Below are 11,879 nucleotides of genomic sequence, written 5' to 3' on the forward strand. Positions count from 1 at the left end.
CTTTAGTCTGGGATTAAAAATCCGGAATAACATCTAGTATATTTCAGATAGCATTAATCTCGATACTCATATTCTAGATTCCCTAACACCTCATTCTCAACTTTCCTTTGAATAGCCCTAATTACATCTTCGGGAATATCATATTTATCAAACAAAATTACTAATGCATCAAAGTAATATTCAAGATAGGTTTTAAGATAATTTGAAGAATTGTGTATATTAAGATAGGGTAGCCATAAGCCGTAATTTATTGTCTTATTTCTTTTATCAACTTCCGGACCCCTTACCTCTAACTTTTTAGTGTTTGCCGTTGTGGTACTAACTAAGCTAAGCACAGTTTCTGAATCCGCGGCTTCCAATCCAAAAGGATACATTACTTGTTCTATTAATTGGTGCCTTATAAGTTTGTGCACTTTGAAATATATTCTAAAGGACACACCTGGCTCTCCATACCAGCTACTAATTATTAATATCATAAAAATTCTTTTTGCCAGGTGATTTTTTGTTTCCTGAGGTGTCCGGACTACAGCGAAAGCGAAGTTAAGGTTTATACATGGGCAGTTGCGAGTTAAATCTGATAGCCAGTAACCTGAGCGATATTACGGCAGGGATACAAACTGCTTATGGTACTACCGGCGACAGACCAAACTGCAGCAAGAAGAAATAAATGATCGCTTTGATGATTAACGAAGAATGTTGTTTAGTAAAACATCCCTGATAACACCGCGGAAACCTGTGTTTATGATAGGCAGCGCTACACCTATTACCGGGTGCATACCCACATTTTACCCCGTTTTGAATAGCGTAGGACCAGGCCTCCAGTGTCTGATTAATTTTGTTTCAAACTAACTAAATTTATCGCTTAGTATTTAATTGATTATCACCCGTTAACATAATTTTTAGGCATAAACTTACTGACCTAAAAGTTGTTGCGGATTGTATATTTATAGTATCCTTATAATCAATTAGTTATATCAAAATCTTGTTTCATTTTGTTTCACTCGTTTTTTGTAACAAATTGATAGTGAAATAGATAGGTAAAAATGTTGTTTCACTTGTTTCATCTGTGTCACACGCGCGTGAAACAAGCGGGCGGTTATCGTCTTAAAAACTCAAATTTACCCCCAGGTTCAAGGCTCATAATGGTTGATGGGGTCTTGATCTCCATGCTGTGCTGGTCTATATCTACCACATAATCAACCCCGTCGATGATCTCCTGCTCAATCTGTGAGAAGTACTGCGGTGACGGGTTGCCGCTGATGTTAGCCGACGTAGATACCAATGGTTTGCGCAAGCGCTGTATCAAACCCTCGCAAAAGGCATTCTTAACCACCCTGATCCCCACGCTGCCATCCGCCGCTATTAAAGCCGGCGATATGTTGCGCGCGCCTGGCATAACCAGCGTTAACGGGTTCTCGGTATACTCTATCAGGTTATAGGCCAGCTCGGGCACTTCGGTTATATAGCTGGCCAGCTTGTTGTCGGTATCCAGCAAAATGATCATGCTCTTGGTTTCGGCCCGCTGTTTAAGGCGATAGATCTTCTGTACCGCCTCGGTGTTGGTGGCGTCGCAGCCTATGCCCCAGATGGTATCGGTGGGATAGAGGATGATCCCGCCATCCTGTATAACTTTAAGCGCTTTGGCTATCTCGTCTCTAAGCATGATTGATGTATTGGCTCAAGGCGTTAATAATTCTTGATTCGTCTAACAGTTGCATACACTTGGGTATGCCGTATAGCCGGCATTCGTTACGCACGCAGGGCTCGCAACTAAGCTGCCCGGCTCGAATAACGGTCACGTTACTCTTGTTATAAGGGGCGGTGTTATGCTCGTTGCCGGCTCCAAACAGGGCCACAACGGGCAGCCCCACACTATTGGCCAAATGTGCCGGCCCCGAGTCGGTAGTGAGCAGCACCTTAGCGCCTGCCATTAGGTTGGTTAGGGTCACGAGGGTAGTCTTGCCCGCGTAGTTAGTAACGCGGTTGAGGTTAGTTGCATTAACCAGCAGCTGCTCAATATAAACGGCATCCTTCGGCCCGCCAAGCAAGCCGAAATGGATATCGGTAAACGCGGCTGTCAACAACAAGAGCAGCTCGCGCCCCTTATCCAAAGGCATCCGTCGCGACTCGGCCTCAGAGTTGAAGTTGATCAGCACCAGTCCGTTAGGTTTGATGTCAGTAGCGGTAAGTCCTACTTTGCGCCCGGTAACGGGCATCTCGTTCAACTGCTCCAATATAGCCAGGTACTCGTCAACACGGTGTACGTTAACGGGGCGTTTGCACACCTTAGTTAGCAGGAAGAAGCCGCCCTCTTTACTGTAACCTATACGTTGCTTAGCTCCGGTAGCCTTACCCATAACTGCCGATGACAGCGAGTCGGGCAGGGTGAAGAACACATCATATTGTTCGCTACGCAGCGACTTGCCGAAGCGGTAAACACCACCAAGGCCACGGTATTCGTCTTTACTGAATGAGTGGATCCTGGTTAAGCCGGGTATAAGCGCGGCAATGGCGCTCAGCTCCTTCTTAACAATGACGTCAACCTGCGCCAAAGGGTAAAACTGCTTAACCGCCCCGATGAAAGCTGTACTCATTACCACATCGCCAAGCCAGTTAGGCAGTCTTACCAGTATCTTCATGTTTTTCAAGATTGAAGATCAAAGATTAAAGATTGGTGATTAGCGAACCCGGTAGGCCCTAATCTTTAGTCTTTAACCTCCAATCTTATACTTACACTGCTACGTTATTCTCGCGCAAAGCATCGTTCAACGATGTCTTCTTATCAGTCGATTCTTTACGTGTACCGATGATCAGGGCGCAAGGCACCTGGTAATCGCCGGCAGGGAACTTCTTGGTATACGAGCCCGGAATAACCACCGAGCGGGCAGGAACACGGCCTTTATATTCAACAGGGCTGCTGCCGGTAACGTCAATGATTTTGGTTGATGCAGTTAGTACCACGTTAGCGCCTAAAACAGCTTCTCTTTCAACGTGTACACCTTCAACCACAATAGCTCTTGAACCAAGGAAACAGTTATCCTCAATAATAACAGGCGATGCCTGTATAGGCTCTAACACGCCGCCAATGCCTACACCACCACTTAGGTGAACATGTTTGCCAATCTGCGCGCATGATCCCACTGTAGCCCAGGTATCAACCATAGTACCTTCGTCAACATAAGCGCCAATGTTTACATAACTCGGCATCATGATAACGCCTTTGGCCAGGTAAGCGCCGTAACGTGCACTGGCACCTGGTACTACACGTACACCGGTTGCTTTGTAGTTGGTTTTAAGCTTCATTTTGTCATGAAACATAAATGGACCAGCTTTAACTTCTTCCATCGTGCGGATAGGGAAGTATAATATTACAGCTTTCTTTATCCATTCGTTATTGTGCCAGCGGCTGCCAATAACTTCGGCAACGCGTATTTCGCCCTTGTCAAGGCGCTCAATAACGGTTTCTATAGCGTCAACATATTCAGGGTAGTTCAACAGGTTTCTGTCTTCCCAGACTTGTTCAATAAGTTTTTTAAGATCTTGCATTGGAGTTTAAACTTTGCGACAAATTAAAGGAATTTTAAGGAGAAATGCTTGTAAATTGTGATATGCTATGGCAATACTATCTTCAAAGCGCTGCAAACCTCGGCATATAGCAACCCGCTGCCCCCGCCATAATGTTGTACAACGGGCGACTTAAAATATGCGTGCAATTGCCGGGTTTCTTCAGCGCTTACGCCCGCGCAAACCAGCACAACATCATAATAGGTTTGCTCATTGCCCGCTATTGCGTGGGCAGCCGACGACGCTCCCGTACAACGCCAGCCGGGTTTACTATCCAACAACCTTTTAACAGTTTTCATAATCTCAGGGTGCGTGCCAACGGCTAATATATCGATGTTTTTCATGGTGATCGTTTTAAAAGGACATGGGTACGTCCATCAATAAAAATTCAGAAACTTCTAAAAGTTCCAGTTCTATTTTATCTGTTTCCCAGATGCCCAGTCCGTCGCGGGTACTTAACGTTTGCCCGTTTACCTTAACAGTGCCACTTATAATGAAAATATAAACCCCGTTAGCACTTGCTTTTATTACATACGGTGCCGTCAGCCCTTTATCAAAACGGCCCAGGTTAAACCAGGCATTTTGATGGATCCACACGCCCGAATCTTCTTTGCCCGGCGAGAGGATCTGTTGCAGTTTGTTGTGCCTGTCGGCTTTATTTAGTGTAAGCTGATCGTATCTCGGTTCAACATTCAATGTGTGGGGATACACCCAGATCTGTAGAAACTGTGCCGCTGCCTGGGCATCATCGTTGTGCTCTTCGTGGAAAATACCGGTGCCGGCGCTCATTACTTGAATATCGCCATCGCCAATTACGGCTACATTGTCCATGCTGTCTATATGTTTTAGGCCTCCGGATAGGGGGATAGAGATAATCTCCATATTATCATGCGGATGCTCGCCAAAGCCGTGGCCACCATCAAGGGTGTCGTCATTTAAAACCCTGAGCGCGCCGAAGTTGATGCGCTGCGGATCATAATAATTGCCAAAACTAAAAGTGTGATAGCTTTTAAGCCAACCCAGGTCGACGTAGCCGCGGCTGGTTGCAGGGTGATAGATTGATTGTGCCATGATACAAATTTACGGCAGGCGTATCGGGCGGCACTTGATGTAGATTAAGAAATTACTTCTTATCCTTCATAACTAACTTATGCTGCATCCGGCTAAAAAACTCGGGCGTAACGCCAATATACGATGCTATCTGCTTTTTAGGCAAGGTGTAGATCAGCGTGGGGTAGCGGCGGCAAAAGTTGTGGTAGCGTTCTTCGGCAGTAAGGCTCAGGCTGTCCATCAGCCGTTGTTGGGCAGATACCAGCGAGTTTTCTGTAATCACCCTAAAGAAACGCTCAAATTGAGGGATGTCAAGGTATAGTTTTTCCTGATCGGTTTTTGAGAGTAAGAGTACGTCGGTTTCGTCCTGCGTTTCAATATTCAGTATGCCGGGCTTTTGCGCTAGCAGGCTGTACATATCGGCTATCCACCAGCCAACGGGGGCAAAACTAAGCACATGTTCTAAACCATTATGATCTACAGTAAAACCGCGCAGGCAACCTTTAATAACAAAGGTAGATTGTTTGCAAACCTGCCCCTCCTGCAGAAGCAGTTGTTTACGCTTAAACGTTTTGGGCTTTAACAGGGATAAGAAATGCTCCTGCTCGGTAGCCGATAGCTGTATATGACGGGTGATGCTATCAATGATTAGGTTGGCTTGCATCACCCGAAAGTACAGTTTTATCAGCCAAATATCAATTGATTGGCCAAGTCGATTTCTTTTTGAATGATAGTATGCGGTCGTCCCTCAAATACTTTAACAGTTACTTGCGCGCCCATGCTTTTCAAAATTGCCGCGCTTTCTTCTACACGGGTTAGGGGTACGTGTGGGTCGGGATTGCCCGTGCTTAACAGTATGGGCGTACCTGCAAAGTCTCCTTTGTAGTTTGCCATTTCCAACTGCTGCCCAATCAGCCCGCCCGTAAACGCTATGGCTCCTGCAAAGCGTTGCGCGTTGCGGGCCACATATTCTACCGTTAAACAGGCCCCTTGCGAGAAACCCGCGAAGAAAATATTTTGTCGCGCTATGCCCGCGGCAAGGATCGCATCAACCGCGTAACCGATATTCTCCAGAGCCGAATCAAGCGCCGGTTGATTATCCGCCACCGGCGACATAAAACCATATGGGTACCAGCTGTTATTGGTAGCCTGCGGAGCAACAATGGCCATATCCTGTAAGTTAAACTCGCCGGCCAGCGAGATGATATTTTGCGCCGTACCGCCACGACCGTGCAGCAATACCAATGCGCCTTTAGCATTGGCTAAAGGCGTACCGGCGGTGGTAATATTTTTTGAGTGCGTGTACATAATTAAAATAGTTGAGGTAATATTTTTTCAATCTCTGCACGGCGGCCTTCGTACTGTGCGGGCAACATCAGTTTTTGGCCCAACTCGTCGGCTGGTTCGTCAACGTCAAAGCCGGGGTTGTCGGTTGCTATTTCAAACAATACTCCTCCCGGTTCGCGGAAGTATAGAGAATAGAAGTAATTGCGGTCTATCTTGTCTGTAATATTCAGGCCAAGGGCTTCAATTTTATCGCGATACTCCATCAATGTTTTTTCATCGCTCACCCTAAAGGCGACGTGGTGTACAGAGCCACCGGCTACGTGGCCCGCAACTTCGCCCGCAACTTCAACCAGGTCCACTATGTTGGCATTATCTACCGTATCGGTAATAAAGCGGTAGCGGTTAACATGTTGCTCCAATAGTTTGTAACCAAACACGTCTGTCAGTATTTTAGCAGTTGGCTCTATTTTATTGGTGGTGATGGTTATGTTGTGGAAGCCTTTAATCGCGTTCTCTGCTTTTATCTCATTTGTTTCCCAGGGTAAACGGTTGTCTGCATTTTGAGCAACGGTAAGTTCCAATTTTAAACCATCGGGATCAAGCACGGTTAAGTAGTCTTCGCCAAACTTATTGGCCACTTTGTTGTGGATGATGTTATGGTCTTCCATCCGTTTTAACCAAAAATCTAAACTGCCTTGCGGAATAGAGTAACCAATCTCGGTAGCCTGGCGTGCACCACGTCGACCGGCGGTAATACCTTCCCAGGGGAAGAAGGTTAATATAGTACCGGGCGCACCAACGGTATCACCATAGTAAAGATGGTAAGTATTTGGGTCGTCAAAATTCACGGTTTTTTTAACCAGGTGCAAGCCAAGGGTGTCGGTATAAAAATTAACATTGCGTTTAGCATTACCGGCAATGGCGGTAATATGATGTATGCCTTTTATTTGATTTTCCATGATCTGTTTTATTGTTTGTGACTGTTGATACAAATTTACGGCGGTTTTATACGATAGAACTTGATGTAGGATAAGAACTGCTGGATTAAGGAGCCCCGTTTCTGCGTTAGCGATAGCAGCGGACAACGGCCCTGCTCCGTAAACTAACGGACTGCAGGCGTATGAGCTTATAGGGCGGCCCTGAGGGAAACGACCATATTCAAACCATATCCCGTCCCGTTTGTAATTACATAGACAACTCAAAATTTATGACGCCATTAACCACCCAGGCTGCCTGGCTTTTTTTACTTGCCTTACCCGTTGCCTGCATTGCATGGACCGTTACGCATGAAGAGGTTTTTAAAGAACCGCGCGAGTTTTGCATTAAAAAGACTAAAGACCGCCGGTCGGTTTTTGTGCGTAAGTTTTTCTACCTTTTTACGTGTGAGTACTGCTTTAGCCACTATGTAACTATTGGCATTATAGCTTTAACAGACTATAAATTACTAATAGACGATTGGCGGGGCTACCTGTTGGCAGTTTTCGCCCTAGTATGGATAGCCAATCTGTACATGGCTATTTTCGCTATGATAAAAGTTGACGTAAATCTTGAACGCGTCCAATTAAAAAAAGAAGAAAAAGAGTTGAACGGAAAATAACGGGTGTTTATTTAAATACCGTTTTCTGGTACATCAGCGGGCTTTTGCCGGTGATGCTTTTAAAGTATTTATGAAAGCTGGTAAAGTTATGGAAACCGCTTTCATAACATATCTGCTTTAAATTAAGCTTGTTTTCTATCAGCAGTTTACAAGCGTGGCCAACCCGTATTTCATTAATAAACTGCGAGAATGTTTTGCGCGTGCGCGATTTAAAATAACGGCAAAACGAGTTAGGGCTGATGTTTGCTACCCCAGCCATCTCTTCAATCTGGATTTTGTTTTTAAAGTTGGCTATGGCATAATTGTAAATGGCGTTAATGCGATCATTCTCTGACGATGCGAAATCAACCCTTGATACCAGCGATGAAATTTGCTTTACCTGTTTTGATCCGCCTATGCGCATCAGGGCTTCCATTAGGAGCATAATCTTTTTTGGCCCTTCGGCTGGTATAATATTTTCTATCAGTTTACCTATATGGAGCTTATCATTACCGGTTATTTCAACACCTTGTTTAGATTTCTCTAAAACACTGCGGATAGACAGGTTCTCGGGCAGGTTTAAAAACGTAGATCCCCAAAAATCTTCGTTAAAGTGTACCACGCTGGCATCTGCATGATTGTTAGCTTCGTCTTCAAAATATACATCATCAAAGCGCCAGTAATGTGGCAAATTTGATCCCAACAGGTAGACATCACCTGATTTAAAGTGCTGAATGCTATCGCCGATAAAACGAGTGCCACTACCATATTTAAAATAAATCAGTTCAACCTCCGGGTGGTAATGCCATAGGTTGTTGATATACGGCACTTTGTCCTGCCTTGAGCTAAAGGAGTGCACCAGATCATTTGATACTTTAAGTAATTGCGGTTTCATTGGGGCTTAATATTATCTAATTTATTCTTAAATATAGAAACAATAAACAAAAGTTGCCAATATGGTTGATTATTTAGACAATAACATCAATTTTTTTAGACACTAATTCTGCGTTCTTTGATATAACCGATTATAAACCATTACCCGCCAACGGGCAATAAGTTAACCAAAAGCGCTATGAGGATACTAAGACTATCACTGATATCAATTGTACTACTATTGAACCTCGAAGCTACCAAGGCTCAAAAAATGATAGGCAGCGAAACCGATGCTCAAAAACAACAACGCATGAAATGGTGGACCGACGGGCGTTTCGGTATGTTTATACACTGGGGCCTGTACGCGCAGGCTGCAAGGCACGAGTGGGTAAAGCATAATGAAGCGATAACTAACGAAGGCTACCAAAAGTATTTTGACCAGTTTAACCCTGATCAGTTCGAACCAAAGAAATGGGCTAAGCAGGCCAAAGCTGCAGGTATGAAGTATGCAGTGCTAACCAGCAAACACCACGAAGGTTTTACCTTGTTTGACTCTAAATACACTGATTATAAAGCCACTAACACTCAAGCCAAGCGCGACCTGATCAAAGAGTTTGTAGACGCTTTCCGCGCGGAAGGTATCAAAGTAGGTTTCTACTATTCGTTGTTGGATTGGCATCATCCCGATTATACGATGGATGACATCCATCCGCTTACGCAAAAGGATAAAAGCAAAGAGAACTACGACCGTTTGAACAAGGGTCGCGATATGGCCAAATACCGCCAATATATGCGTAACCAGGTTACCGAGTTGTTGACCAAATACGGCAAAATTGATATCATGTGGCTTGACTTTTCGTTCCCCAATAAGAAAGAGCCGGCCCGCGGCAAGGGCATGAACGATTGGGGATCAATTGAGCTATTAAAGCTGATAAGGAAGCTGCAACCCAACATTATAGTTGATAACCGCCTTAACTTGGAAGAGTACAAAGACGGCGCAGATTTTGAGACCCCGGAGCAGGTGAAACCAGAGGAATTAGCTAAATTTCGGGGTAAAACCTGGGAAACCTGTCAGACTTTTTCAGGTTCGTGGGGGTACTATCGCGATGAAAACACGTGGAAATCGCATCGCCAGTTGTTGGACTTGCTGATTACCTCGACCAGCAATGGCGGTAACCTGATACTGAACGTTGGCCCAACCGCCCGCGGCGAGTTTGACTACCGTGCAACCAACGCGCTTGACAGCATGGCTTACTGGATGCACGCCAACAGCAAGTCTATTTACGGCTGTACTTTCGCGCCAGATCAGTATAAGGTGCCCGAGGGTACTAAACTTACTTACAACCCGGTTACCAAAAAGCTGTATGTGCATTTGTTTACCTATCCAACCAGTGGCAGTATCACCTTGCCCGGCTATGTTGGCTCGGCAACGTATGCACAGTTTTTAAACGACAATTCAGAGCTGATTAGTAAACCGGCGTCAAACAATACCGATTTGATTGTAACTTTGCCAAAGACCAGGCCGCTGTTTAACGTGCCTGTTATTGAGCTGTCGCTGAAGTAAGGTTTAGATTGATTATTAGTACTACATATATAGATGTCTGTTAAGAGAGAAACCGTTTTAAGGATCCATCCGCATGATAATGTGTTGGTTGCGTTGCAGGATTTAACCCAGGGAACCATCATCAACTACAATGGTGATGATATCACCCTGTTAACCGACGTAGCGGCCAAACACAAGTTTACCTTAACAGACCTGGCCTATGATGCCGAGATCTACATGTATGGCGTACTGGTAGGCAAAACCAACAAGCCATTGGCTAAAGGTACCGGCATCACAACCGACAACATACATCACGCAGCCAGCGGTTACAAGTTGGGCGACCGTAAGCTAGACTGGCACAAGCCCCAGGTAGATCAATTTGCTCAGCGTACCTTTTTAGGCTACCACCGGGCAGATGGCTCCGTTGGTACGGCTAATTACTGGTTGGTGATACCATTGGTGTTTTGCGAGAACCGCAACATTATGGTGTTGAAGGATGCGCTGGTAGAGAAGCTCGGTTTCCGTAAGGCGAAGACTTACGAGAACGAGGTGGATAGCCTGATCAGCCTGTATCTAACAGGTAGCTCGGTAGAGGCTATCCTGAATGCCGACTTGCAGATGGGCGCGGCAGAGCAGAAGTCGGCTAAGCTGTTTGAGAATATAGACGGCATCAAGTTTTTAACTCACGATATGGGCTGCGGTGGTACCAAGACCGATAGTGACGCGCTGTGCGGTTTACTGGCCGGCTACATTACGCACCCTAACGTGGCGGGTGTTACGGTGCTAAGCCTCGGCTGCCAGCACGCGCAGGCCAGCATCTTAGAGGACGAGATCCGCAAGCGCGACCCCAACTTCAGCAAGCCGCTGATCATGCTGGAGCAGCAGAAGATAGGCAAGGAGAGCACCCTGATGCAGATGGCCCTTAAGCAGACCTTTGCGGGCTTGATTGAGGCTAATAAGCAAGAGCGCCAACCCGCGCCCATCAACAAGATCTGTATTGGCTTGGAGTGTGGCGGGTCCGACGGGTTCTCTGGTATATCGGCTAACCCGGCTTTGGGTTATGTGTCTGATGTGCTGGTGAGCTTGGGAGGCAGCGTGATACTGGCCGAGTTCCCCGAGCTTTGCGGTGTAGAGCAGGAGCTGAGCGACCGCTGTGTAGATACCGACACCGCCCAGAAGTTTATGCACTTGATGCGCACTTACAACGCCAAGGCCGAGGCCGATGGCTCCGGCTTTTACGCCAACCCGTCGCCGGGCAATATTAAGGATGGTTTGATCACCGACGCTATCAAGTCGGCAGGTGCTGCTAAGAAGGGCGGCAGCTCGCCGGTTACTGCGGTGCTGGACTATCCCGAAAAGGTTACCAAACCCGGCCTTAACCTGCTTTGCACGCCCGGCAGCGACGTAGAGAGTACCACTGCCGAGGTAGCCTCGGGCGCTAACATTGTGCTGTTTACCACCGGCCTGGGCACGCCAACGGGTAACCCTATCACCCCGGTTATCAAGCTAAGCACCAATACGCGCATCTTTGAGCGCATGCCCGATATCATCGACATCAACTGCGGTACTATCATCGAAGGTACCGAAACCATTGAGCAGGCCGGCGAGCGCATCCTGAACTACGTTATCGACGTAGCCAGCGGTGTGCAGCAGCCTAAGTCGGTGCAGTTGGGTCAGGATGACTTCATCCCCTGGAAACGCGGGGTATCGTTATAGCGCCTTTGTTTCACACGTGTGTGACACAGATGAAACAAGTGAAACAAGATTTTGAGTCAATCCATTGACAGTAAGCTGGTTGCAAAAATCGTGTGAAACAAAATGAAACAAGATTTTTGATTAACAGACTGAAAATCAGGTGATTGAAAAAGTGTTAAAATCGACCTGAAATGTGACCCGTCCTGAAAAAGGTTGACAGTTATTTTTATAAAGTTATTAATTATTGTTTGTTTGTCGTGTCAGGATGTTGGGAACGCGTAGCGTTGTCCA

The 11,879-nt window shown here is 46.0% G+C and carries 13 protein-coding genes; 3 read left to right on the top strand and 10 right to left on the bottom strand.

The features are described 5' to 3' along the window. Positions 1–53 precede the first annotated feature (53 nt). The 9 genes from ACFSYC_RS09800 to ACFSYC_RS09840 form a co-directional block, all read right to left on the bottom strand. Entirely contained in the window at positions 54–476 is a 423-nt protein-coding gene (locus ACFSYC_RS09800; RefSeq protein ID WP_377126450.1) for a hypothetical protein, read from the bottom strand. A gap of 620 nt (positions 477–1,096) precedes the next feature. Continuing rightward, entirely contained in the window at positions 1,097–1,663 is a 567-nt protein-coding gene (locus tag ACFSYC_RS09805; RefSeq protein ID WP_377126453.1) for an L-threonylcarbamoyladenylate synthase, read from the bottom strand. After that, complete coding sequence (locus ACFSYC_RS09810; RefSeq protein WP_377126456.1) at positions 1,656–2,639, bottom strand: glycosyltransferase family 9 protein; 984 nt, start codon at positions 2,637–2,639, stop codon at positions 1,656–1,658. The genes ACFSYC_RS09805 and ACFSYC_RS09810 overlap by 8 nt, the downstream gene beginning before the upstream one ends. Before the next feature lie 91 nt (positions 2,640–2,730). Next, complete coding sequence (locus ACFSYC_RS09815) at positions 2,731–3,546, bottom strand: 2,3,4,5-tetrahydropyridine-2,6-dicarboxylate N-succinyltransferase (protein WP_377126458.1); 816 nt, start codon at positions 3,544–3,546, stop codon at positions 2,731–2,733. A 65-nt stretch (positions 3,547–3,611) separates the two neighbouring features. Next, complete coding sequence (locus ACFSYC_RS09820; protein WP_377126461.1) at positions 3,612–3,908, bottom strand: hypothetical protein; 297 nt, start codon at positions 3,906–3,908, stop codon at positions 3,612–3,614. A 10-nt stretch (positions 3,909–3,918) separates the two neighbouring features. Beyond that, on the bottom strand, positions 3,919–4,635 hold the full coding sequence (locus tag ACFSYC_RS09825; protein WP_377126464.1) for a pirin family protein: 717 nt from the start codon (positions 4,633–4,635) through the stop codon (positions 3,919–3,921). Positions 4,636–4,687: 52 nt separating this feature from the next. Beyond that, positions 4,688–5,278: a Crp/Fnr family transcriptional regulator gene (locus tag ACFSYC_RS09830; RefSeq protein ID WP_377126467.1), complete on the bottom strand. Its 591-nt coding sequence runs from the start codon at positions 5,276–5,278 to the stop codon at positions 4,688–4,690. A gap of 20 nt (positions 5,279–5,298) precedes the next feature. After that, the gene (locus ACFSYC_RS09835) at positions 5,299–5,922 is read right to left on the bottom strand and encodes an alpha/beta hydrolase (protein ID WP_377126470.1); all 624 of its coding nucleotides are present in this window, start codon (positions 5,920–5,922) and stop codon (positions 5,299–5,301) included. Positions 5,923–5,924: 2 nt separating this feature from the next. Beyond that, positions 5,925–6,860, bottom strand: coding sequence for a ring-cleaving dioxygenase (locus ACFSYC_RS09840; RefSeq protein WP_377126473.1), 936 nt, complete (start codon positions 6,858–6,860; stop codon positions 5,925–5,927). 248 nt (positions 6,861–7,108) lie between these two features. Here ACFSYC_RS09840 and ACFSYC_RS09845 point away from each other — a divergent pair, with 248 nt between their 5' ends. Beyond that, positions 7,109–7,498: a hypothetical protein gene (locus ACFSYC_RS09845; protein WP_377126476.1), complete on the top strand. Its 390-nt coding sequence runs from the start codon at positions 7,109–7,111 to the stop codon at positions 7,496–7,498. A 7-nt stretch (positions 7,499–7,505) separates the two neighbouring features. Here ACFSYC_RS09845 and ACFSYC_RS09850 read toward each other — a convergent pair whose 3' ends face one another. Continuing rightward, positions 7,506–8,372 carry an AraC family transcriptional regulator gene (locus ACFSYC_RS09850; RefSeq protein WP_377126479.1) on the bottom strand — a complete coding sequence of 289 codons (867 nt, stop codon included), beginning with the start codon at positions 8,370–8,372 and terminating at the stop codon, positions 7,506–7,508. Positions 8,373–8,549: 177 nt separating this feature from the next. On the opposite strand from ACFSYC_RS09850, the gene ACFSYC_RS09855 reads away from it, so the two are divergent. Both ACFSYC_RS09855 and ACFSYC_RS09860 read left to right on the top strand, forming a co-directional pair. After that, positions 8,550–9,914, top strand: coding sequence for an alpha-L-fucosidase (locus ACFSYC_RS09855; protein ID WP_377126482.1), 1,365 nt, complete (start codon positions 8,550–8,552; stop codon positions 9,912–9,914). A 33-nt stretch (positions 9,915–9,947) separates the two neighbouring features. Continuing rightward, the gene (locus ACFSYC_RS09860; protein ID WP_377126485.1) at positions 9,948–11,609 is read left to right on the top strand and encodes a UxaA family hydrolase; all 1,662 of its coding nucleotides are present in this window, start codon (positions 9,948–9,950) and stop codon (positions 11,607–11,609) included. Positions 11,610–11,879 lie beyond the last annotated feature (270 nt).

The sequence above is a fragment of the Mucilaginibacter antarcticus genome (assembly GCF_042686155.1).
Taxonomy (GTDB): domain Bacteria; phylum Bacteroidota; class Bacteroidia; order Sphingobacteriales; family Sphingobacteriaceae; genus Mucilaginibacter; species Mucilaginibacter antarcticus.

Coding starts and splice junctions, on each gene's coding strand:
- ACFSYC_RS09825 (WP_377126464.1), bottom strand. CDS start 4,635: ATGGCACAATCAATCTATCACCCTGCAACCAGCCGCGGCTACGTCGAC.
- ACFSYC_RS09830 (WP_377126467.1), bottom strand. CDS start 5,278: ATGCAAGCCAACCTAATCATTGATAGCATCACCCGTCATATACAGCTA.
- ACFSYC_RS09820 (WP_377126461.1), bottom strand. CDS start 3,908: ATGAAAAACATCGATATATTAGCCGTTGGCACGCACCCTGAGATTATG.
- ACFSYC_RS09800 (WP_377126450.1), bottom strand. CDS start 476: ATGATATTAATAATTAGTAGCTGGTATGGAGAGCCAGGTGTGTCCTTT.
- ACFSYC_RS09840 (WP_377126473.1), bottom strand. CDS start 6,860: ATGGAAAATCAAATAAAAGGCATACATCATATTACCGCCATTGCCGGT.
- ACFSYC_RS09815 (WP_377126458.1), bottom strand. CDS start 3,546: ATGCAAGATCTTAAAAAACTTATTGAACAAGTCTGGGAAGACAGAAAC.
- ACFSYC_RS09805 (WP_377126453.1), bottom strand. CDS start 1,663: ATGCTTAGAGACGAGATAGCCAAAGCGCTTAAAGTTATACAGGATGGC.
- ACFSYC_RS09810 (WP_377126456.1), bottom strand. CDS start 2,639: ATGAAGATACTGGTAAGACTGCCTAACTGGCTTGGCGATGTGGTAATG.
- ACFSYC_RS09860 (WP_377126485.1), top strand. CDS start 9,948: ATGTCTGTTAAGAGAGAAACCGTTTTAAGGATCCATCCGCATGATAAT.
- ACFSYC_RS09855 (WP_377126482.1), top strand. CDS start 8,550: ATGAGGATACTAAGACTATCACTGATATCAATTGTACTACTATTGAAC.
- ACFSYC_RS09835 (WP_377126470.1), bottom strand. CDS start 5,922: ATGTACACGCACTCAAAAAATATTACCACCGCCGGTACGCCTTTAGCC.
- ACFSYC_RS09845 (WP_377126476.1), top strand. CDS start 7,109: ATGACGCCATTAACCACCCAGGCTGCCTGGCTTTTTTTACTTGCCTTA.
- ACFSYC_RS09850 (WP_377126479.1), bottom strand. CDS start 8,372: ATGAAACCGCAATTACTTAAAGTATCAAATGATCTGGTGCACTCCTTT.